The organism is Cohnella phaseoli (genome assembly GCF_003386235.1).
In the GTDB taxonomy this organism is placed as follows: Bacteria; Bacillota; Bacilli; order Paenibacillales; family Paenibacillaceae; genus Cohnella; species Cohnella phaseoli.
Genome location: NZ_QRDZ01000016.1, coordinates 95,705 through 119,657, shown reverse-complemented (window position 1 = coordinate 119,657; position 23,953 = coordinate 95,705). Strand labels below are relative to the sequence as shown.

Below are 23,953 nucleotides of genomic sequence, written 5' to 3'. Positions count from 1 at the left end.
CCCGATACATCCCCACTTCCTTATCGTTAGAGCGGTTTGTCAAACTCATATGAGCCGCTAAACAGATTATCGTCATGGAAAGCGATGATGAGCATATCGAAGTGTTCGCTGGCGAGAATTTCTTTTAAGCTGAATTCGGAATAATAGCGGTTGTCGTAAACCGTGAGTTTGTTAAAATGCTGCGCTAAATACGGCGTAAGAGGATTCATGAAAGAATCTTTAAGCAGCAGGACGTTTAATCGATTGTTGGCTTGCGGGTTTTCATAAGCGATTTTCCGTCTGTCCCCGCCATAGATCGTTCCATAGGCATAAGTGCTTTGGCCCCGTTTGAAGCCGTAGAAATCGTTAAAGCTTTTGACGGTTTGCGTCCCGTCTTTATTGATTACTTCAAATTTACTGAACGAGAACGGCTTGTTCGGCTCGTAAATCACCGTTCGATCGGCGGTTTTGGGATTGACGGCATAATTGATTTGCGAGTTGTAGCTGCCTTCGAAGCTGCCGATCGTCAGTCCGGATACGCGGATATCATCTAGAGACATCGGTTTATCTTCGAACTGGGCCGACTTGGCGGAAATTTCGGCGATCATCTCTTGATAGGCGGCAAAAGCGCCTTGGATATTCCAATGATGATCCGTTTCCAAGTAAAGCTCTTCCTTTGCCGCGTTCGTAAAAGCATCGAATTTCTTGCCGATATCGACGACATTTACGCTCTTGTCGAGCTTGGATAGGAAGTAGGCCTTCGACTTGGCGTAAGCGTCGGTCTGCATATAATCCGGATAGAGATGCATTAAAGTTCTGGTTCTCGACGGATTAAAGACGAAGTACGTCTCGGTTTGTTGATCCGCGGCGAATTGAATCGCGTCGTTCAGCTTGGCGGTCGATTCGTCCATTTTATCTGTATGAACGAGAGGGTCCGTCACCGGAAAAATCCACTTCTTGTTGATGACGACCAGATTGGATACGACGCGCGAATCTTTGACGACGGTTCCTTCTTCGGGCTTCTGCGGCGGCTTCACATGAAACAGGTTTTCCAGCAGCATGGAGTTGAATATACCGGAATTTTGCTGACTTTGGTAGAGCCGCACCATCTCATCGCGGAGCGGCGCTTGGTCGTTGATATATTGATTCATCTCCTCGAAGAAGCGACGCGTGCCAACGGCCTCGAAGCTGAAGGCCGGCAGCTTGCTTAAGGCTCTGTTTTCGACGGTGGAGACGGCTCTATCGGGTAATACCATGCCGGCAATCGCAAAGCCGAAGAGGATCGCTAGAAATACGACGATATAGAGGATGGAGACAGGTTTACTCACTTCGAAACTCCTTCTACTTGCATCAGAATCTGAAATACAAGAACGGGTTATAGGTCGAATTAATTAAATACAGTACGACTTCGGCGAATAGGAAAAAGTGGAGCAGCAATGCGGCTGCCGCAAGAACCTTCGTGACCGACTTGCCAAACTGCAGCTTCCGAAGGTTGGGGTAGATCGGCGCGGCGACGATAATCGCAACGGCAAACTGCAGCCAATTCAGAGACAGCAGCGACAGCGCTTGGGAATCGAATAGAGCGTCGCCGCGGGAGTGAAACATGGCGCCGATAAACTCCGTAGCATACCCGAAGTCGTCGGCCCGGAAGAACACCCATCCGATCATCACAAGCAGAATGACGGCAACGTGATTAAACGGATAGATTCGGGACAGCAGCTTTTCCAGACCGGCTTTCTCCAGGGCGATTAGAATGCCGTAGTACGTTCCCCATGCGATAAACGTCCAACTGGCGCCGTGCCAGAATCCGGTCAGAGCCCACACGAGGAATAGGTTGCGGTATATTTTCCACGTAGCGACTCTGCTTCCCCCAAGCGGAATATAGACGTAATCCCTGAACCAACTGCCCAGAGAGATATGCCAGCGTCGCCAGAACTCGGAAATGCTTTTGGCGATGTACGGATAATTGAAGTTTTCCGCGAATTCGAAGCCGAACATTTTGGCTAAACCGATCGCCATATCGCTGTAGCCCGAGAAATCGTAATAGATTTGCAGCGTATAAGCGATAATGCCTACCCAGGCGCTTCCCGTAGAAAGATCCATGGCGGATGTCGCGAATACGGTGTCCGCTACGGAGCCGAGAGGGTTGGCCAGCAGCACTTTTTTGGACAGGCCCAGTATAAAACGCCGAATGCCCTCGGCAAATTGAACGGAGCTGAATACGCGTTTGCGAAGCTGCTCGGCGATCGCATTGTAGCGAATGATAGGACCAGCTACAAGCTGCGGGAAGAAGGTAATGTACAGCGCCAGGTCGAATAAATTTCGTTGCGCCTGCTCCTTCTTGCGATACACGTCGATTAGATAGCTCAGCACATGAAACGTATAAAAAGAAATGCCCAAAGGCAGCGGCACCGGTTGGAGATGTATATTCGTTTGCAAGGCGGAATTGAGCAGATCGACAAAAAAGTTGGCGTATTTGAAAAATCCGAGCAGTCCGATATTAACCACGATTGCCATCGTTAGAATTGCGACTCTTTTTTTGCCGCGATTGTCGCCGGCGTTATCGATCCCTATTCCAAAACCGTAATTTAAGAGGATCGATAGGAGCATGAGGACGACGTATCGGGGTTCGCCCCAGGCATAGAAGATTAAGCTGAAAATCAGTAGAAGCGTATTTTTATATTTGGACGGAACGGCGAAATAAAGGGCAAGAACAAGCGGCAAAAAGCAAAATAAAAAGAGAATTGAACTAAAAACCAAAGCGTATTTCCTCCTGTTGTCGGCGATGCCCGTGCTGCATTGTTCGATTATAACAAATAAAGACTCTAAAATAGATGTGACATATTTCCCAATACGAGGCTTGCCGATTTTCAGGCCCCTAGAATCTGGAAGAATCGAATTAGCCTATATATAATAGATGCATAGTATGGAGGCGATAACGATGAAGGATAAGGAAATGGACGAGCTGGTTGAAAGTGAAAAGGACTTCGGATTCGCGCGGGTGTATTCGGTTGAGCTGATCTACAAGGAGAAGCCTCAATTGCAGAGAGAGCTGTTATACGCCAATATGGAGCGATATACGGGTAAGCTGGATCGGCCGGAACAGCGGAAGAGCGAAGCAGGAATTGCCGTATGGGAGCCCAATGAAGAGACGGATCAGGATCTGCTGCACTTCTTCCATCTTAATTACATGGTTGGATACGCAGAAGGGGAAATGCCCGCCCAAACGAGCTTGGTGGAATCGGAACTTCGTTCGCCAACGGAATACAAAACGGCCATCGAGCAAGCCTGGCATTGGCAGGAAGCGGAACAGACGTTGGAGCAATGCCGGCACTCCCTGCTGCTTGTCGATATGCTGGCTTCCGGACTGGAGCCGAAGGATAGACTAGAGCTGTTTACGGGCTCGCTCCGGGCCGTGCTGGAGACCGCTCCTTGCGATGCTCTTTATTTCCGCGAAAGCGACAAGCTGGTTGAGCCCCGGGCTTATTTGGACGCTATCGAGAATGGCGCTATTTTGTACGGCGCGATGAATGTACGTTTTTACAATGTACAGGGGACCGGGAGTGCGCGTCCCGAATCGCTGATGGATACGATAGGGCTCGCCGCGCTAGGAGTCCCGGACGTGCAGTGTCATTTTTTCGACCTTACCCCGAACGAAGTAGCTTCGTTCCTGACGGATATCGGCTACTACCTGTTTAAAGAGGGCGATATTATTAGCGATGGGGAGACCGTCGGCTTTACGGAGGACATGCGCTGGCGCTGCGCGCACCAATATGCGCTGGCCGCTCCGCACCGCGTCGTACTCGATCTCGATCCGGGCGATCCCTATTATGGAGGTAGGCCGGAAGCCGACAGCTAACGGGCTGTCGGCTCCGACCGCATTCCGGATCTGCGAAGCTTACAGATGCGAGCCGCCGCTGGCGTCAATGAACTCTCCGGTGACCCAGCGGCTGTCCGACGAGGCGAGGAAGGCGGCGATGTCCGCTACGTCTTCCGGCTCGCCCCACCTTCTGAAAACGGAAAGCCCGGCGGCAAACTGCTGCCCGTTCGGGTCCTGCAGCGTACCGGCATTCATCTCGGTATTAATAATGCCGGGCTGAATGGCGTTCACTGTAATATTGCGGCTTCCCAGCTGCTTCGCCAAGACGCGCGTGAAGGTATCTATCGCGCCCTTGGTGATACTGTAGGCGAACACGCTGGGCGAGGCTGCGCGAGTCACGAATGAGGAGAGATTGATAATGCGCCCCCCATCCCTCAACCGAGGCAATGCCTGCTGGGTGACGAATACCGGAGCTTTGACATTGACGGTCATGACCTCGTCGAAGGAGGATTCAGTCGCCTCCTCCAGCGTGAGAATTTGACCAATTCCGGCATTGTTCACCAGAATATCGAAGCGATTGTCGCCGGCAAGCTTGTCAAGGGCCTCGTCCAGCGCCGCATACAGATTCTGAATGCCGTCAAGAGTTCGCAAGTCCGCCCCGATGGCGAATGCGGTTCCTCCAATCCGCTCAATTTCTCTCACAACTTCCTCCGCGTCGCTCTGTCTGTTCCCATAGTGGACGGCAACGACGGCTCCTTCCAGCGCCAAACGCAATGCGATGCTGCGGCCGATACCCCGGCTCGCGCCGGTGACTAGAGCTGTTTTACCTGTCAGTTTTCCCATATGTTCATCCCCTTGTTTGGATTTCACAGATAGTTATATCACAGGGGAAGATTAGAAATATTGCTCTCACATTTTGCGGTTGCCCGGATGAAGGGGGCAAGTCGGCCGCCGTCCAAATTGTGTATAATGAGGATGTGATCCGTTACTCGAAGGAGTGAACCGATGTACTCCCAATTAATTCTATTGGCTATTATTATGGCAGTTGTGATCGGCCGGCTAGTCGGCACGAGCATCAGCTTTATGAAGCAGGTTATGGCGTCGCTGCTCAGTGTGATCGTCACTTCGACCGTATATTGGTACGCTTATCTGCGCGATCATCAATCGGACAACTTCGGAATTGACGGATGGCTGTGGCTCCTCAGCATGGTCATCGTTTCCTTGCTCTTCTACCTCTTGTTCGAAATGTTCGATCCGATCCCTCTGGGCGAACGGGGGGAGCGTCTGACTGAGGCGAAAAATCCGTTCAAGAGGCTGTCCGCGTGGTGGAGAAGGCAGCGCAGATACGTTCAGGTATCGATAATCGCGCTCAAGAACGGCGTAGGCAAAAACTTGGCCATCAAACGATCTCCGGCTTCGGATCGAAGGGCGGCCGTGTCGCTACGCGGAATGCTGGAGGATTGCGGCGGTTTCTTCATCAAATTCGGCCAGGTGCTGTCGACGCGTTCCGATTTGCTGCCGCCGGCAATCATCGAAGAGCTTTCGAAGCTGCAGGAGAACGTGGCTCGGCTGTCTACGGCGCAAGTGGAGGAAATATTGGCCAAGGAGCTGGGACGGCCCAAAGACGAAATCTTTCGAGAGTTCGAGATGGAACCGCTCGCCGCGGCTTCGATCGGACAGGTCCATCGCGCTACGTTAAAAGAGGGCGGGAAAAAAGTCGTCGTCAAGCTGCTTCGCCCGGATATCACGGCCAAGCTGCAGCTCGATCTGGACATTCTGGTGCGGTTTGCGGCATGGGTGTCCAAAAGGTCGGCCTGGGCCCGAAATATCGGTTTCCTGGATTTGGCCAAGGGCTTCTCCGCGTCGATGAAGGAAGAGACCGATTTTCGCATCGAGGCCCGCAATTTCGCTCAAGTGACCGCTTCTCTGGCCGATAGCCAGACCAAAGTGAAAATTCCTGACGTCTATCGGGAGCTCAGTAATTCGAAGGTTCTAGTGCTCGAATACATGGAAGGCGTAAGCGTTAAGAGCGGTACCGCAATTCTGGGCGAACGCGGCATCGATCGGCGAGAGGTACAGAAGCAAATTTTCGATTGCCTGCTGGAGCAAATTTTTGTTAAAGGGATTTTTCATGCCGATCCTCATCCCGGCAATGTCTATATTTTGAACGACGGCACTCCTGCACTGCTGGACTTCGGTTCGGTCGGCCGGCTCGGAACGCTGCAGCAGGACGCCCTGAAGCGGCTGCTGATCGGATTCGAGCAGCGCAATGCGCATATCATCATGGATTCGCTGCTGCAATTGGTCGAGCCGAAGCAGGAGATCGATCAAGCCAGCCTGGAACAGGCGCTCAGCCAGCTTCTGGTCCAGACGGCCTATGACGCCGCCGGAAGCTCGGATGCGTTCATCCAGGGGCTGTTTCGCATGATTGGGGAGTTCGGATTTTCGTTCTATCCGAATGTCGCCGGCGCATTTCGCTCGCTGATTACACTGGAAGGCACGATGGCGCTGCTTAACCCTTCTTTTAACCTGATGGAGGAATCCCGCCGCTTCGCCAGAGACCATGTGTCGGAATTTCTGCCCGTCGGCAATTACGCCGATCTGAAAACAACGGCGACGAACGAATTGCTGGAGCTGCTTCCTGTTATTCGCAAGCTGCCGCGGCGACTCGACCACCTTGGGACGATGCTGGAGAAGGGCGAGGTATCCGTTAAAATCGGCTTTTTTGCCGACAAGGCCAACACTTCATTCGTGACAAAATGGATTTCGCAAGCTTTGCTTGCTTTCGTCGGGACGGCGTTCGGAGGCATTTCCATCGGGCTGCTTAGTCTAAGCGGACGCCTCTCTTGGGAGCGGTTTAATATTGTGGCTATGTTCGGGTATGCCGGTCTGTTGATTAGCGCGCTGCTGCTCATTCGGGTCGCCATTCATGCGGTGCGGAGCTTGAAGCAGACGAAGGAGTAAGTCATCACACAAAAAATAATATACAAACTTATGTTCGCGTGTTATGTTGTTCCCAGTATGGAAGAGGAGACGTGAACATGCCGGATAGCAAGGAGATACTCGAGAGCTTTAGGTGCATTATCCCTTGGGCGAGCAGACTTGGCGAATTGGACGATTCCGTCTGGTTTAAGCCGATCGCGGAAGGAAAAGCATCGACGGCCGAAATCATATCCCATCTGCAAAATTGGGATCGGTATCTAATCACGAATGTGATTCCTTCCGTACTAGGCGGGGACGGCATCGTGTTTCCGGATTTCGACCCGTTTAACTCCGTGGCCTATGACTATGCCAAATCGGGCATCGGCAGGAATCAACTGCTGGAGGAGTTCTGCGCCACACGCGCCGAGCTATGCGATTTGCTGGCTTCGATCGGAGACAACGCGCTCAGGGAGCCCGTTACCGCAAATGGGTTCGAGTTATGTCCTCATACGGGAACCCCGTATTCGCTCCTGTATATCATTCAAGAGTTTATTGAGCATGATCAGCATCATAAAGTGCAAATCGACAAGGCGCTGTTGTAGAGTTAGATGGGCGGCAAGCGGACTTACATAACCGAATTCCACAAGGCCGGGCTCCTGAATGGGGGTCCGGTCTTGACGTTTTTTTTCGAGAAAAGGGAACCGCCTTCCTGTTTGCATTGTCTAATCATAGGAGGTGAGGCTGCTTGGACGAAACCTATTGGAAGCATCTTGAGCGGATGGACTCGGCAAGCCTACAGCAACTGATGTCTGTGTACGGGCAGGAGGTATGGAATTTAGCCTTTCTGCTGACCAAGCGCCATCATCTGGCGGATGACATCGCTCAAGACGTTTTTATCAAGGTATACGAATCGATACATCTATTCCGCGGAGCGTCCAGCATTAAAACCTGGTTGTTATCGATCACGCGCAATATTTCCATTAACTATTTGCGGACGGCTTTTGTGCGAAAGGTAACTTTAACGGGCTGGATTACTGATAAGGGCGTGAATGCGTCCGCCGAGAAGCAAGCCGTAGAGCAGTCGGTGACCGAGGAGATTTGGCGAGCGGTCATGGAATTGCCGTTAAAACTGAGAGAGGTGCTGGTTCTTCACGGCAAGTACGAACTGTCCATGAAGGAAATTGCCAATGTTCTAGGCGTATCGGAGGGAACGGTGAAATCCAGATTGGCTCGCGCACGCGTGAAGATGTCCGCGTATTGGAAGGAGGATGCGGCGTATGAATGAGTTTGAACCGGGATGGTATGCGAAATTAAAAGGCGATCCGGTCAACTGCAGAACTTTTACGGCGGCCCATATGGAACGAATTCAACGGCAGGCGGCGCAATCGAGGGAGCTTAAGACTCGGCGACGGCAGGCAAGCCAAAGGAAACGAATGGCGGCCGGAGCAGCGGTTCTCGTGATTTTGTTCGGGTTGGCGCTTAATTACGGCAGACTTGAGAAGTGGGTGGCGACGCGCTGGTCGGGCGATACTCAAGAGCAGATTCCAGCCGGACCGAGTCACGAACAACAACCGCCCACGGAGACGGCAAACGAGCAGCAGGAAAAACTCATTCCGGTGAAGCTGTCAACGGCGTTCGGCGTGCTAAAGGATGCGCTGCCTTTTGACGTCGAGCAAATTCGGAACGTATCTCTATATGACGAACTTGAAGATAAGAGGATTGATATTCCCCGAGAGCGCGAATACGTAGTCATACAGAATCTAGCTTGGATCAGTCTGGATGCAGCCAAAGCGGAAAGCCCCGATGCCGGTCGTACGATAACTTTAAAGGTGGAAGCGGTCGACGGCATTTATACGATTCCGTACAATCTTGAGCAGAATACCGTCGATTTGGGGAACGGGTCCTATTATGCCGACGATATGCTGCTGCTGCTCGTCAAAGGGTTGGCCGAGCCGGACACCAGACTGGCTGAGGCGGATCGGATTCTGGAGCAGGCCAGAGTGGAATTGTCCGAGGAGAACAGCGGGAAGAGAGACGACAGCTTCAGCTTGGACGCCGATCGTATGCTTGTCGGCGGTAAGGACTTTGACGAATGGCAATCCCAACTCTTGCTATTCAGCCAGATGCAGCCTTTCCGATTTTACGACAGTGTAACCGAAAAGGTTAAAATGATGGGCGAGTATGGAGGAGTAGACAACCTCATCTCCTTGAACTCCAGGCTCCTGTTTGCAAGCGATCAATACAAAACCAAGGACGGGGTCGGTGTGGGATTGACCAAGCAAGAAGTTCTCTCCAAGCTCGGCAAACCGAACCTGGAGACAGAGACGGAGTGGGGCTATAGAACGGGAGATTACATCCGGTTCTACCTTTACTTTGACGCGGGAGTCGTGAAGTATATGTCCATTACGATGCCGGCATAGACTGCTTTAACCGACTTTTCTCAGCAGGAGTTCTACCGGTCCGTGCCGCTGCCGTTTTCTCCAAATCGCCGAGAAGATCATGGCTGCCGCAAAATAGCCGCAGCTGTAGAGGACGGCGAAGGAAAGTCGGCCATTTTCCAAATATTCGACCGCTTCCAGAAGACCTAGCCCAATGACGACATGCCCGATATAGTGGGATAACGACAATTGTCCGGTGCTGATCAGAACGCGAGTCAGTGGATTTCCTTCGCTCCGTTCGACTAGATACAGGCAAGCCGCGATTACAGCGAATGCCGAGCAGGATGCAGACAGTATATAGAAGAGGCTGGGCGGCATCGGCTTTGTACCGAACAGATACTGCGCCGATTCCGTATCCAGTCCTGTCGGGAGCCAGTGGATCAGCGCGTAGGAAAGAAGTTCCAGACCGATTACAGCGGACAGCGAGACTCGCAGCAGACGGCCGCGGGTCTCTTGGCCGAACCAGCGTTTCCGGCCCATCCACATTCCGATCAGGAAAAAGCCCAGCCAAGGGAACAACGGATGAAACCCGTTAAAAAACAAATTCCGTGCAAAGCCTGCAGCCGTCCAGAAATCCGTATAGACATGGAAACCGGCGTCCCATCCCCGACTGTAGTCGAACAAAAGCAGCAGCATGGATGAAATCAGCACAACAGCGGCCGCCATTACAGCCAACATCCGGTCGGATACGGTGATCAGCAGCGAGGCAAGCAGCAAAAACGCCGCATAATAGTGCAAAATATCCGCGTTCCAGCCGATCAGCAGCAGGCCTGCGCCGGCAATTGCGAGAAAAGCCGCTCTTCTGCACAAGGTTATGCGGTTCTGTCGAATGAGGTCCTTGTCCAGGGAACTGCGGCTTTTCGCGGTCATTAGAGACACTCCGATCCCCGCCAGGACAACAAACAGCGCCGAGGCCCGCCCCTCGAACAGCCCGGCGACAGCTGCTAGCCATGTCGGTCCGTCGTTCTCTGCCTGCATCGCAAGCTTGTAGTTCACTACGATCATGCCGAAGATCGCCAATGCACGGGCAAAATCAAGCGCTGTAATACGCTGTGCCGTCTGATTCATGCATGATCGACCCCTTTGACAATATCGGCTACGGCCTTAATCCAGATCGCGTTATAGTCATACTTAAAGCCGTAGTTGATATAGTTGTCGATGCTGTCGAGGATCATATTCAGCATTTGCGCCCGGACCAGCACATCGTCGTCCGGGATCGCGCCCAGCGCCGCTCCGTGTTGCAGCAGTTCGGCAAAGCCCGCCGTAAACCCCTCCAATATTTCCAGCAGCCTCTCCGCGTATTTAGCATTTCGGTAACCCAGCGCCTGATATTGCTTCATGATTTGAGAGTAACGAGCATCCTCCTGCTGGCTGCCAATCAGATGTAATCCATCTGACGTCAGCTTTTCTGCAAAGTTTGTCCGCGTATAGTCCTGAAGCTTAAAAAATCTCGAAAAAGCGATGCTCCTGCACAGCTCTTCAAAGAGAGTGTCGATAATAGCATCTTTGGATTCGAAGTGATAATACAGCGCGGGTTTGGAAATGTTCAGGGCTTTGGCAATCATCGCCATGCTCGTCTTCTCAAATCCATGCTCGGCAAACAAGCGATAGGATGTCTCTAAAATATTTTCATAGGTCGAAGCCATATTTAACCCTCAACTTTCTTATTTTAAATTAACTTACTGACCGGTAAGTAAGTTGAGTATATCGCATCTTGTTGACGGTTGCAACAAGCGATCTACGGCGTCTTCTCCGCCCTGATCCCTCTTTTCATTAACAGCGCAAAAGAGGCTGTCCCATAAGCCAACTAAGTTGCTCTGAAAGATAATCGATGAACAAGGTGAAGGTGTATATATCTCCCTCCGATGCTATACGCTCCTGAAATTTGAATGGGTAAACCCGTTACGAGGTGATTTCAGAAGCGTATGAGGCAGTCTCCAGGAGATATATACACCTTTTTTAATTATCGTTTATCATGCAACTTTGCTTATGGGACAGCCTCTTGACTCTACTTGTAGTATTCGCGATACACTGGGTGCCGGGCTAAACGGAAAGCATGCGTTCCAGCTTTAATCTGATGTCCGGCCATTCCGAAGCAATAAAGCTATAGTAAGCAGTGTCTCTGATATAACCGTCTCTTAAGATGCGATGACTTCGAAGCACCCCTTCCGGAGTAGCGCCGATTCGCTCCATCGCCCTTAACGATCTGGTATTGCGGGAATCGGCCTTAAGCTGTACGCGCACCGTACCCAACGTCTCGAAACAATGCCGCAGCAGCAAATACTTGCACTCGGTATTAACGCGAGTCCTCCACACCTCTCGAGCAAGAGCCGTCCAGCCGATTTCCAATTGCCGATGGGCAACGGAAATGTCGGCGAACCTGGTCGTGCCTACCAGCCGATCCGTCTCCATGTCGCGGATGACAAAAGGCATAGAAACTTCTTGGGAACGCTCCTCTAGAGCTGCCTCAACATAGGCCTTCATGTCTTCAATATGTCGCATGCCTGGCGGCGAATACGTCCATACGTCCGGATCGTTTAGCGCTTCGTACAGCGGAGCGATATGAGAGGTTTCCATAGGAACAAGCGCGACCCGCACTCCTTGCAAAATAACCGGTTCAACCTGCATGGGATCTATCTCCTTTTGGCCATCCAATTCCGTTAACTAGCGGTTAGTATTTAACATACAAAAACAAGTGACAAATGAAAAGCGCCAATTTTCTTGCTTATGACTAGGCCATTGTGGCGAAGACGATGTGATCGATCTGTTGCAATGGACGCCCGCAAGCTAAAGGGCGCGAGTCCATTAGCCGATATAGGACAATATGACTATACCCCTGTACGAATGCCAGAGATGGCTATCGGATACGGTGCAGTTATTCCTATATAGGAGAGGAAGATCAGCCCAGTGCCTCGGATGACTAAAGCTGTCGGATTCGTTTTTGCGTTTGTCCTGCTCCTGTCTATTCAGCCCGCTTATGCCGATGAACGCTCCTACAGGATTAGCGAAGTAGATATTCATGCGGTCGTCAATAGCAAGGGCGATATGCGCGTAACAGAGGCATACAAGTACCAGTTTGACGGAGCCTTTAATGGCATTGTCGTGGAGCTTGACAGCTTAAAGTCGGACGGGATCGAGGATTTTCAGGCCTTTGAGGTTTCAGAAGGGCGGGAGATACCCCTTCGCACTGAATTATCAAGCGATGGGAGTCAGCTCGAATATAAAGCTTTCAGTCCATCAAAGGACGAGTCCAAAGCATTTCGATTGACGTATACGGTCAAAAACGTCGTGCAGGTCTATGCGGATACGGCAGAATTGTATTGGAAGTTTTTTGATGGCAGAAATCAGAGCACGTTGGAAACAGTGAATATTGACGTTGAACTACCGAACGGGGCGGTACGCGAAGAGATTACCGCATTCGGGCATGGACCGCCTCATGGCGATTTTCAGATTGAGGGCAACGGCGTGATTCGATATCGCATCAGCCCGCTGCCGTCCGAGGAGATGCTGGAGGTGCGGGTTCTCTTTCCCGGCTCTTATGTTCCTGAAAGCACACGGGTAAGCGATGAGAGGATGCTTGAGGCGATTACGAGGGAAGAAGAGAATTGGGGGAACGAGGGCGACGATCGCAGCGTCTTTGGCGCCTTGGCTCTGCTGCTTGTAAATCTGGCTGGCGGGATTTCTCTCAAATTCGGGGATAGGTTTAAGTTCGGATGGAAAGAGAAATATTACAGGGAGCTTCCTGGTGATATTACGCCTGCTGTTGTTGGTTATCTGGAGAAGTATGAGGTTAAACCTCAGGATCTCATGGCGACGTTAGTTGATCTGGTACGGAAGAAACGCGTCCATATGGAGATGGTCAAGGGTTCGGGTCAAAAGCAGACCAACTACACTTTCCAGCTTCTGGAGAGGGAGAAGAAGGAGGAAGAGCTTCAACCGCACGAGACGATGCTGATCAACTGGTTCTTCCAGAAAATAATGAAGTCCGATAAGATATCGCTCTCGGATATTCGCAAGTATGCCAAGGAAGAGCCAGGCGACTTCAGGGAGCACTGGTCGAAATGGCAAGAGGAGGTCGCACAATCAGCAGTTCGCACCGGCTATATCGTAAGCCACAAGCTTGCGCGTCGAACAGTCCAATTAGCGTCGGTTGTTCAGTTTTTCGGTCTGCTTTTCCTGGCGACGGATGCTTGGAGATGGCTGATGTTCTGCGCAATCCCTTTGATTTTCTTGATCCCCAAGAGGATGCGCAAAACAAAAATGGGGCGGGTCGAATATGGCAAATGGCAGGCTTTCAAGCGCTTTTTGCAAGATTACAGCCAGTTTGAGACGTGCGAGCCGATGGCGGTTCATCTGTGGGAACACTACTTTGTTTACGCAATTCCGCTAGGAGTAGCGAAGAAGGTGATTGCTATTGCCCGTTTAAGCGTACCTGCTGCGCAGAAAAATAATTTTACGGTCGATAACTCATACTTCTACCATTACGAGCTTTGGACAGAGTCGTTTGAACAGTCGATCAGAGAAGCAACTCCCTCCAGTTCATCGTCGGAATCGGGAGATTCGGGCGGATCGTTCTCCTCTGGCGGCGGAGGAGGAGGCGGGGGCGGCGGACGCGGCGCGTTCTAGTCGTCTAGGAAGCGGTTCGCCAGCCGGTAATCATGGAGTTCGCTTTACGTCGGCAGTTAATGCTCAATGAGCAGGAATGGTTATTAGACTATCAAAAAGCCAAGAACCTGGGCATGCGGGTTCTCGGTTTTTTTTCTTTACTAAGGAAGAAACAGATAAACAGATAGCCGGGAAGATTGTAGCTATGGCTTAGCAATTTTGTTCTAGAGGCACGTTCTTGTTTATTCTTCGTTTATCGCCATGTTGTATGGTGAGATATATTATTGTCGAAAAAAGGAATTAACACACGGAGGAGGGCTGGACTTGCGGCGTGTGTATCCAATGACTGGGGCCGTTTGGCGGAGCCTGCGCCAGAGCATGCATACTAAGAGTCGAGACAACCTCTGCAAAGCTGAATTCTTTCTTTGCGAATCTGCTGAGGAGCCCTGACAGTCAGATAGCTATTATTTTACAATTAAAAATTGGAGGTATAGCGATGAGCCGGAAACCGTTGAAGAAGTTATCTGTTTTAACTTTATGTTTTTCTATGATGCTGCAGCTCTTGTCCATATTATCCGTACAGCAGAGCTTTGCGGCAGAACCGGCAAACGCCGACCCAAATTCACACCTCATCTTCACAGTGGCGGGGAAGTACCATGATCCGGGTTATAACGGTGATAATCAACCGGCGATAGATGCCAAATTGAACTTTCCTGTCACGGTGGCCGCGAGCGTTTACGAGATTTATATTGCAGATTGGCAAAACAGTCGGATCCGAAAGATAGATGCGGATGGCAAGATCACCACGGTGGTGGGGAACGGAAGTGTAAACCAGCCTACCGGTGTGGCAATGGACAATGAAGGAAATCTCTATATTACGGATGGGGAAAACAATCGCATCCTAAAACGGGCTGCAAATCCCCCTAACTCCATTACCACAGTGGCGGGGGATGGGAATCCCGGTTTTGGCGGGGACGACGGGCCGGCGACAAGCGCTCAATTAGACTCTCCTAATGGAATAGTCGTAGACAATGGCGGAAATCTATATATCGCGGATTCAGGTAACAATCGAATCCGGAAGGTAGATCTGGATGGCAAGATCACCACAGTGGCGGGGAATGGGAGCGGCGTCTATAACGAAAACGCTCAGAAAGCGACAGATGCCAGTCTCAACTTTCCTACAGATGTGGCCATTGACAGCGACAATAACCTTTATATTGCGGATATGGAGAATCTTCGAGTCTGGAAAGTAGATCTGGATGGCAATATTACTGTGGCGGCGGGAAATGGGAGTCGCGGTTTTAGCGGAGAGAATAAGCCAGCGACGGAAGTTGGTTTATATCCTTACGGAGTGGATATTGATCATGCAGGAAATCTTTATATTTCGGATAGAGCCAGTTTTCGAATCTTGAAAGTAGATACGAAGGGCGTAATCACCAGTGTAGCGGGAGGCGGTCCTACTAGCGGCAATGAAGCCGCGTATAACTATTCCTCAAAAAGGGCCCATTTGAGCAACCCTTTCGGAGTGGCCGTGGACAGTTCGGGGAGAAACATTTATTTTGCGGAATATGACACCATGTTAATCCGGAAAGTGAGCTTGAGACCGGATGCGCCGGATGTTTCGGCGAATAACGTAGCTGATACAATTACGGGCGTAAACGACAAGATGGAGTATTTCGTTGATCTTGGAAATGCTGGAGTCTCTTCCAGTACGACATGGACGACATACAATCCCTCAAGCCCACCTAATTTAAGCGGGGAAAAGATGGTGTATGTACGCCTAAAGGAAGATACGGCGACGGACACGTTGGCATCCTTTCCGGCGAAGCTGCGGTTCTATCCGGCTCCACCGCCGCCGAGCGCGCCGAACGTAGCGAGTAATGATATGTTGAACCTTATTACAGGCACAGAATATTATACGGATTATCTGAATCAGACACTGGAATATTCGACGGATGACGGTGGGACGTGGACTGCGTATAATAAGGCGAATCCGCCGACCTTTGAAGGAACTCAGACAGTGAAGGTGCGCATAGCGGAAGATCCGGTTACAGGAGCGCCCGCAGGATTGGACAAAACAATCTGGTTCACTCCGAATCCGCCGCCACCGGCCGCGCCGAACGATGTACAAGCAGATGACACAGAGAACGTGATAAAGCGTACTGGACCCGGTCAGAAGAAATATGAATATTCGACGGATGCCGGGGGGACATGGACACCGTACGATCAGTGGAGTTATCCGCAGCCGACCTTTAGCGGAAATCAGACGGTGCTGGTGCGAGTAGTGGCAGATCCGGCAACGGGAACACCGCCAGGATTGACGACTACGCTAACGTTTACGGAAAATCCGGAAGCGCCGAACGTAATGGCGAACGACGATACGAACCTGATTGAAGGCGCAGACGACACGATGGAGTATTCAACGAATGACGGTGTTACGTGGAAACGTTATTATTCGGTTAATCCGCCGATTTTTAACGGATTTGTTTATGTAATGGTGCGTGTTGCGGCGGCAAATGGAGTGCCCGCAGGTGCGTCAAAAGGCATATCGTTTTCGGAGCCCCCGCCAGCACCGAATGTAACAGCCAACGATGATACGAACATGATTGTAGGCGCGAACGGCTCAATGGAATATTCAACGGATGACGGTGTTACGTGGAAACAATACGAACCGTGGGACCCGCCGACCTTTGAAGGATCTCAGACGGTGCAGGTACGCATAATGCCTAATGGAGCGGTTAAGACATTGTATTTTACGCCGAACGGAACGAATCCGGCTGCACCTGGGGCGCCGAACGTAACGGCAAACGATGAGACGGACAAAATCATAGGTGCGAATGCTACGATGGAATATTCGACAAATAACGGTACGACCTGGACAGCGTACGATGAGGTGAATCCACCAGTCTTTGGCGGGACGCAGACTGTACAAGTACGCATAGCGGAGAATACGTCCACAGGAGCGCCAGCGGGAGCGATCACAACGTTATATTTTACGCCGAATGTAACAAATCCACCTGCACCTGGGGCGCCGAATGTAACAGCCAACGATGATACGAACAAAATCGTAGGCGCGAATGCTACGATGGAATATTCAACAAATAACGGTGCGACCTGGACAGCGTACGATGAGGCAAATCCGCCGATCTTTGAAGGTACTCAGACGATACAAGTGCGCGTAGCGAAGAATACGTCCACAGGAACGCCAGCGGGAGCGGTCACAAAGCTATATTTTACGCCGAATGTAACAAATCCTCCTGCTCCGGGAGCACCTAACGTAATGGCAAACGATGAGACGGACAAAATCATAGGTGCGGACGCTACGATGGAATATTCGACGAATAACGGCACCACGTGGAAAGCGTACGATGAGGTGATTTCGCCGACCTTTGGCGGGACACAGACGGTACAAGTGCGCGTATCAGAGAATACTTCCACTGGAACGCCTGCAGGAGCAGTCACGACGCTGCAGTTTACGTCGAGCGAGCCTAATCCGCCTGCGCCGGGAGCGCCGAACGTAACGGCAAACGATGAGACGGACAAAATCATAGGCACGGATGCTACGATGGAATATTCGACGAATAACGGCACGACGTGGAAAGCATACGATGAGGTGAATCCGCCGACCTTTGGCGGGACGCAGACTGTACAAGTACGCATAGCGGAGAATACGTCCACAGGAGCGCCTGCAGGAGCAGTCACGACACTCCAATTTACGTCGAGCGAGCCTAACCCTCCAGCGCCGGGAGCGCCTAATGTAACGGTAAACGATGAGACGAACAAAATCACCGGCGCGGACGCTACGATGGAATATTCGACGAATAGCGGTATGACATGGAAAGCATACGATGAGTCGAATCCGCCGACCTTTGGCGGAACGCAAACAGTACAAGTGCGCGTTGCGGAGGATACGTCCACAGGAACACCAACGGGAGCAGTCACGACGCTGTATTTTACACCTGAACCTCCAACTGCACCGCTAGGAGTACAAGCCGTCGCAGGAAACGGTCAAGCGACGATCAGCTTTACGCCGCCGGCAAACAACGGCGGTAGTCCGATTAAGAAATACGTCGTGACCTCTCAGCCTGACGGAATAACGGCTGAAGGAACGACCGGCTCGATCACGGTTACGGGATTAACGAACGGTACCGCCTATACGTTTACGGTAGTTGCCGTTAACAGCGCGGGAGACTCTCCCGCATCGGCACCGACAACAAGCGTTACGCCAACTGGAACAGCCGGAGCGCCGAGTGCGCCGCTGAATGTGACCGCCGTTGCAGGGAATGGAGAGGCGACGATTAGCTTTGCACCTCCTGCCAATACGGGCGGAAGCGAGATTACAGGGTACAAGGTGATCTCTCAGCCGGGGGGAATTACGGTATCCGGGACGAAGAGTCCGATTACGATTACAGAGTTGACGAATGGTACCGCCTATACATTTAGCGTTATAGCTACGAATAGTGTCGGGGATTCCCCGGCATCAGCATCCTCAATAAGCGTGACGCCGACGGCACCGGCCGGATCCCCGGGTGCGCCGACGAATGTGACCGCGGTTGCGGGGAATGGCCAAGCGACGATCAGCTTCACACCGCCGGCCGACAACGGAGGCAACCCGGTCACGGAGTACAAGGTTACGTCTCAACCGGGAGGAATCACAGTAACGGGAACGAAGAGTCCGATTACGATTACTGAATTGACAAACGGGACGAGCTATACGTTCACCGTACAGGCGATTAATTCAGCGGGCAGCAGCGCGGCTTCAGCCGCATCTTCGGCGGTTGTTCCTCGCACGTCTGGAGGCAGCAATCCCGGAAGCAACCCGGGCAATAGCGGTGCTAACGGAGGAACGACTTCGCCTTCCGGCAACGCGAATGAAGAGGCTGTCATCGTATTGGTGAACGGCAAGGAAGAAAACGCAGGAAAAGCGACAACCGGCAAGCGCAACGAGCAAACGCTTCTGACGATCGTTGTAGACCAGAAGAAACTGGACGACAAGCTGGCCGCCGAAGGCCAAGGCGCTGTCGTGACGATTCCGGTCAAAGCGAAGTCGGATGTCATCATTGGCGAGCTGAATGGCCAAATGGTCAAAAACATGGAAAACAAGGAAGCGGTTCTCGTTCTCCAAACCGACCATGCGACCTATACGATTCCGGCTCATGAGATCAATATCGACGCGATCTTTGCGCAGCTTGGCAAACCGTCCAATCTGACGGACATCAAGGTGCGGATTGAAATCTCCGCCTCTCAGGCAGAGACGATCAAGCTCGCGGAGAACGCTGCAGCCAAAGGCACTTTCTCTCTGGTTATGCCGCCGCTCGAGTTCAACATTACAGCGGTATATGGCAACCAAACGGTTAACGTGACGAAGTTTAATGCCTACGTCGAAAGAACGGTCGCCATTCCGGACGGAATAGACCCGAACAAGATTACGACAGGCGTCGTCATCGAGACTGACGGTTCGGTGCGTCATGTGCCGACTCAGGTGACCAAGAACGGCGCAAGATATTTTGCCAAGATCAACAGCTTGACCAATAGCACGTACGCCGTCGTCTGGAATCCGATCGAGTTCAGCGATGTCGCGAAGCATTGGGCGAAGTCCGCAGTTAATGACATGGGTTCGAGGATGGTCATCGATGGAACGGGTAGCGGCAAGTTCACTCCGAATCGGGACATTACCCGCGCCGAGTTTGCAGCGATTCTCGTGCGCGGGCTTGGGCTCAAGCCGGAAAGCGGAGCGACGAGCTTCTCCGATGTGAAAGCAGCGGACTGGTACAGCGGTGTCATCAACACGGCCTATGCGTATGGATTGATCGACGGTTTCGAAGACGGCACTTTCCGTCCGAAAGACAAAATTACACGCGAACAAGCGATGCTGATTCTGTCCAAAGCGATGGTGTTGACCGGACTGGCGGATACGCTGTCCGTCCCATCGGCAGACGTGGTGCTGAACCCTTACGGAGATGCGTCCAAAGTGGCCAAGTGGGCGCAGAACGGCGTTGCGGGCAGCGTGCAAGCGGGCATCGTAACGGGTAGAAGCGCGGATACGCTGGCGCCGAAGGCGAACATGACCCGCGCGGAAGTCGCGGCGATTATTCAGCGGCTGCTGCAGAAGTCCGGGTTGATTGAAGTAAAGTGAGACTAGGGGAGCCTACTCTTTGAGTGCTCTCATGGTATAGAAATATCCCTGCTAATACGCAAAAGGACCTCAAATTCCACTGAAGTGGAGGCTGAGGTCCTTTTCTTTAGTCAGCTTTTTTTACAATGTGACGACCACGTAATTGCTTAGGCTACCCATGGTGGCTTTTTCGCGTTTGCTCTCGGGCAGACCGTTCAGCGCCTTTCTAGCCGCTTCCATTAGATCGCTTGTATCAATTTTTGCGCCCAAACGGATCACAATATGAGTGCTTCCTGCTTCCACTTGCCCCGACAACGCGGAGCCGAATTCGGAAGTCGACTTGGCCTCCAAGCCATTCGCGACATAGTAGTCCTTGGACCCATCCGTGGAAACGAAGTTAGAAAGCTCCGAGTCTGTCCAGAATTCCTTGGAAAGCTTAAAGTTCAAAGACTCCGCAATCTCATCGCTGGAATAGAAAAGAAGATAGGGAATGCCGCTGTTGGTAGCGTTGTTCGTCGAATCGACATGCACCCAACCGTTGGAGAGCTTGACCTTGTTCCAGGCATGGGGAACGCCGTCCATATTTCCCGTGACGACAATCGTCTCCAGCCCGGCCAAATCGCTCAGCATTTTGTACACCGAAGCATAGGAGGCGCATACGCCAACCTTTTTCACCATAATGCCGTAGGTCGTAAAAGAATCGTTAAATGCGGGATCGATATTCCGGAATTCGTTGGCTTCGGCGTTGGCAAGCGCAGCGTCGTCATACTTCGTGTTATCGTTCAGATAGTCGTAAATAACTTTATATTTCTGCTCTGCGGACATGTCGGGTTTGACGATTTCGGCCACGATTTTATTAGCCTCGGCCAGCACTTCCGTCTGCTTTCGCTTGATGTCGTCTGCGGACTCCTCGTATTTCAGCGTCAGCGTTAAGGTGCGATAGTCGTAGCCCCAGCCTTTAAGACCGATGACAAGCGGGTTTTGGTACATAACCTCCTGCAGCACATCGGAGATGGTCTCGAAGTTTTGTGCTTCCGGGAAAGCCTTCAACGAAATTTTCTCCTGAACATCAATCATGTTGATCGCCAGAAACTCCTCCAGCGCCGTGTCCGCGTTAAGCGGAACCTCTTCAATGATCTCGGGAACAGGCACCGCTTGTTGGTTGCCTTCTTCAACTTTCTGCTCCGTATTTGTCTTCTGGATTTCTTCCAGGCTTTTTCCCTGCTCTTCGCTGGCGGAGGGTTCAATGACGGTCGGGACATCCGGCGCAGGAATATAGTCTGTCGTATTTTCAGGCGCGACAAAGCCCGTGGCGCTGTCTTTAGGCTGGGCATCCGCTAGCTTCTGTAAATCTTCCTCGGTCAGATTCTTGACGTATACTGCGCCTTTCAGCGCCGTGCCTTTAATGACTGCAGGAATTGCGGTGTTTCCAACGTTTGCGATGCTTACGTTGCTAGGGTCATAAATAACGTCTCTCGAAGAGAGGGAGCCATCAATAAAGGTGACATCGATTTTCGAAGGTAGAGAAGAAATCCCGTCGAATGTTTCGTACAATATATTATTCTCTCCCTCAAGCTTATAAGGCAATTGGGAGGACAAGGCTATGGTGCTAACGGCATTGCTCAAAATAGACTCTTTGCCGTCTTTTACTGCCGTAATGTAGTATTCGCCGTTCACGCCTTGATTTTGCACCGAAACTCTATCATCTTCAACGCTTACAAGGCCGCCGCTGCCGTTGAGCAAAAAGTCGTCGAACTCGGTTTCCGTTAAGGAGGTCTCCAATAAAGGCGAAGGACCGATATAGCCCTCTTCAGCCCCTGTTACCGGCAGATTTGTCGTTTCTCTTAATACGATCTTGCTGCGCTGGTAGATTTTATATTCGGTTGCTCCCTCTATCTTGTTCCAGGTCAGCTTGAATCGGCCGTCATGACTAATGGTATATTTAAGGGTGGGAACTTCTACTTCCGATTTGATCGTGAACGGAATGATAATCGGCTTTTCCAATGGGGTAGGAGTCGTTGCATCCATATCGTAATTGATCCGGATGTAGTAGATCGGGGCATTGCCCCAGCCGTTATAGCCGTTCAGATGCTCGGAGGTCGATAACACGGCGCTATTCGGCTTTACTTCAATCGTATTCTTATTTTCCCCGAAGTCCAAAGGCCAGGTGAAGGCTAAAATCCGGCTTTTCTCCTCCGCCTTAATATCCGTGTGTACGGTGATCGCGTCTGTTGGGACTTCGCTGTTGAACTTAAATTGGAAGACTTTGTCCTGAGGGACATTGTACATAGGCATATATGCCTTGTCCTTGTCGGAGCCATACTTCTTTTTGAGGTCCAGTACCGTCCTGCCGCCCGTGTTAACGATACTTTCCTTAGGGACTTGTTGCGTTTCTGTTGGGGACTTGGAGGGTTGGACGACTTCCGGCTCGCCGCCTTCCGTACAAGCGGCAAGGAGCATAGCAACTAGCAAGAATACAGACAACGCTTTCTTCAAAACTGCACACCTCTCCATATCTAATAGTTAAAATTCCCTATAAATCGACAGGAAATAAGGCTATTATACCTTATTTTTGGAAGGACGTGGAACAAGAATGGATCTTTAGATCGATTTAAGGAAGGGATTGGGTCTTCTTTCCCGCTCACCAGAGCGGCATTTCAGAAATTGTAAATTATGTTATTGTATTAAAGAGAGGAAGCGGATTCCGGTAAAAAGGCATGTTTTCAAAGGTTTTCAGACTGAACGGGCTCTGGAAAATTAAGCTGTTCAAGGCCGTCACAAAGTCTCGTCAGACTAGATAAACAATTGAATCCGCAACAGCGGGGAAATTACCCAAGGGGGAAAAGAAGAATGACAGCTCAGCAGCAAGCGGCGACACAAGCGATGATCGATTGGTTGGAAAATGACGACGGGTTAGGTAAGCGACCGAGCAGAATAGAATGCGCCGGACAATTTACGTTGAATGAAATGCAATATTACTTGTTTCGATTTAAAAAATCGCTGCTTGGCAAGTGGCTTCTCGGCGTTTGCGGCGGCTATTCGAACGCATTCGAGACGGAGCACTGCGGCCATGTGATTAGCGATATGCAGCCTTATGAGCCCGCAACTGCGGAGCGGCAGGCAATCGCGATGATAGACAAGCTGAACGCAGACTCGAAGGAGTTATCCGGCCTGTTTACCGGCTTCGTTCTTCTCAACTCCCATGAGTGCGACCTTGAACGGTTGAAGGAAATTCTCGTACAGGACTGGAATATTTCCTGTTCGCCGGAGGATGAGGAGTCCGAAGGCACTCTCGTTTTTGAAACGGATGGATTCACCCTGGCTGTAAGCTTTATCGATGCCCCTGTACCGGACGGCGAAGCCGAGCACTACGCGCAAGGGAACTACACGTGGCGCGAAGCGGCGGATGTGGTCGGGACTCATGTGGCGCAAATGATCGTAGCCGTATTCCCCCGCGGACGCTCCGCGCTTGAAAGCGGGATTATGTATACGAAGCTCGCTGCGAGCTGCTTAAAGCTGTCCAACGCCATCGGGCTTTATTCCTCCGGCACTGTGTTTCAACCGGAAATGTTTGTGGAAGCGGCCGATTTGCTAAAATCCGACGAGGGTTTCCCGGTTCTGAATCTCGTTTACTTTGGTCTTGTCCGCTCCGAGGGAGGAATGAGCGCGTACACTTGCGGTCTGAAGCCGCTGGGCAAGGACGAGATCGAAATTATCGACAGCCAGGCTTCGCCTGCCGAGCTGCGCGATTTTCTAATGGATATCGCGTCTTACGTCGTCGAGTACGATGTAGCTTTGCACGATGGGGAGACGATCGGGTTCACCGCCGAGCAGAAGCTGCCGATTACCCGATCCGCAGGGGTGTACATAGCCGGAGAGAGCTTGAAAATCGGATATTAAAGATTGAGCCTGTGCAGGTATACGTCAAGCAGGCGGATTATTAAAACAGACCGGTCGATTGCGTCATTCTCAGTGACGTTGCAGGCCGGTCTTTTTATCGACCTCTTCTATAATTAAAACAAACAGTCACAAAAAGCCAACCGGGGTGTTATATAGACGAAAACGGAAGGAGGG

15 protein-coding genes are annotated in these 23,953 nt (G+C 51.5%); 8 read left to right on the top strand and 7 right to left on the bottom strand.

What is annotated here, in order from left to right:
* Nucleotides 1–26: 26 nt before the first annotated feature.
* Nucleotides 27–1,307, bottom strand: coding sequence for a DHHW family protein (locus DFP98_RS20065; RefSeq protein WP_116062389.1), 1,281 nt, complete (start codon nt 1,305–1,307; stop codon nt 27–29).
* 22 nt (nt 1,308–1,329) lie between these two features.
* Nucleotides 1,330–2,739 carry an MBOAT family O-acyltransferase gene (locus DFP98_RS20060; RefSeq protein ID WP_116062388.1) on the bottom strand — a complete coding sequence of 470 codons (1,410 nt, stop codon included), beginning with the start codon at nt 2,737–2,739 and terminating at the stop codon, nt 1,330–1,332.
* 181 nt (nt 2,740–2,920) lie between these two features.
* Between DFP98_RS20060 and DFP98_RS20055 the strand changes: the two genes are divergently transcribed.
* Nucleotides 2,921–3,838: a DUF4261 domain-containing protein gene (locus tag DFP98_RS20055; RefSeq protein WP_246016612.1), complete on the top strand. Its 918-nt coding sequence runs from the start codon at nt 2,921–2,923 to the stop codon at nt 3,836–3,838.
* A gap of 39 nt (nt 3,839–3,877) precedes the next feature.
* Here the strand turns inward: DFP98_RS20055 and DFP98_RS20050 are convergent, their stop codons facing one another.
* Entirely contained in the window at nt 3,878–4,642 is a 765-nt protein-coding gene (locus tag DFP98_RS20050) for an SDR family oxidoreductase (RefSeq protein ID WP_116062387.1), read from the bottom strand.
* A gap of 162 nt (nt 4,643–4,804) precedes the next feature.
* On the opposite strand from DFP98_RS20050, the gene DFP98_RS20045 reads away from it, so the two are divergent.
* The 4 genes from DFP98_RS20045 (at nt 4,805) to DFP98_RS20030 (ending at nt 9,141) form a co-directional block, all read left to right on the top strand.
* Nucleotides 4,805–6,763: an ABC1 kinase family protein gene (locus tag DFP98_RS20045; protein ID WP_116062386.1), complete on the top strand. Its 1,959-nt coding sequence runs from the start codon at nt 4,805–4,807 to the stop codon at nt 6,761–6,763.
* A gap of 77 nt (nt 6,764–6,840) precedes the next feature.
* Nucleotides 6,841–7,323: a DinB family protein gene (locus DFP98_RS20040; RefSeq protein WP_116062385.1), complete on the top strand. Its 483-nt coding sequence runs from the start codon at nt 6,841–6,843 to the stop codon at nt 7,321–7,323.
* A 143-nt stretch (nt 7,324–7,466) separates the two neighbouring features.
* Entirely contained in the window at nt 7,467–8,006 is a 540-nt protein-coding gene (locus DFP98_RS20035; RefSeq protein ID WP_246016611.1) for an RNA polymerase sigma factor, read from the top strand.
* Complete coding sequence (locus tag DFP98_RS20030) at nt 7,999–9,141, top strand: hypothetical protein (protein WP_116062384.1); 1,143 nt, start codon at nt 7,999–8,001, stop codon at nt 9,139–9,141. Before DFP98_RS20035 ends, DFP98_RS20030 begins: the two co-directional genes overlap by 8 nt.
* A gap of 6 nt (nt 9,142–9,147) precedes the next feature.
* Here the strand turns inward: DFP98_RS20030 and DFP98_RS20025 are convergent, their stop codons facing one another.
* The 3 genes from DFP98_RS20025 to DFP98_RS20015 all read right to left on the bottom strand — a co-directional run bounded on the left by DFP98_RS20025 (nt 9,148) and on the right by DFP98_RS20015 (nt 11,787).
* Nucleotides 9,148–10,227, bottom strand: coding sequence for a DUF418 domain-containing protein (locus tag DFP98_RS20025; RefSeq protein WP_116062383.1), 1,080 nt, complete (start codon nt 10,225–10,227; stop codon nt 9,148–9,150).
* A complete protein-coding gene (locus DFP98_RS20020; RefSeq protein WP_116062382.1) occupies nt 10,224–10,805 on the bottom strand; it encodes a TetR/AcrR family transcriptional regulator in 582 nt (193 codons plus the stop codon). The genes DFP98_RS20025 and DFP98_RS20020 overlap by 4 nt, the downstream gene beginning before the upstream one ends.
* A gap of 397 nt (nt 10,806–11,202) precedes the next feature.
* Entirely contained in the window at nt 11,203–11,787 is a 585-nt protein-coding gene (locus DFP98_RS20015) for a GNAT family N-acetyltransferase (protein ID WP_116062381.1), read from the bottom strand.
* Nucleotides 11,788–12,075: 288 nt separating this feature from the next.
* Here DFP98_RS20015 and DFP98_RS20010 point away from each other — a divergent pair, with 288 nt between their 5' ends.
* Nucleotides 12,076–13,785 carry a DUF2207 domain-containing protein gene (locus tag DFP98_RS20010; protein ID WP_116062380.1) on the top strand — a complete coding sequence of 570 codons (1,710 nt, stop codon included), beginning with the start codon at nt 12,076–12,078 and terminating at the stop codon, nt 13,783–13,785.
* 475 nt (nt 13,786–14,260) lie between these two features.
* Nucleotides 14,261–19,900: a DUF4073 domain-containing protein gene (locus DFP98_RS20005; RefSeq protein WP_116062379.1), complete on the top strand. Its 5,640-nt coding sequence runs from the start codon at nt 14,261–14,263 to the stop codon at nt 19,898–19,900.
* Between the two features lie 120 nt (nt 19,901–20,020).
* Here DFP98_RS20005 and DFP98_RS20000 read toward each other — a convergent pair whose 3' ends face one another.
* Nucleotides 20,021–22,375, bottom strand: coding sequence for a transglutaminase domain-containing protein (locus DFP98_RS20000; protein WP_181917808.1), 2,355 nt, complete (start codon nt 22,373–22,375; stop codon nt 20,021–20,023).
* Nucleotides 22,376–22,729: 354 nt separating this feature from the next.
* Here DFP98_RS20000 and DFP98_RS19995 point away from each other — a divergent pair, with 354 nt between their 5' ends.
* Complete coding sequence (locus tag DFP98_RS19995; RefSeq protein WP_116062377.1) at nt 22,730–23,779, top strand: DUF4261 domain-containing protein; 1,050 nt, start codon at nt 22,730–22,732, stop codon at nt 23,777–23,779.
* Nucleotides 23,780–23,953 lie beyond the last annotated feature (174 nt).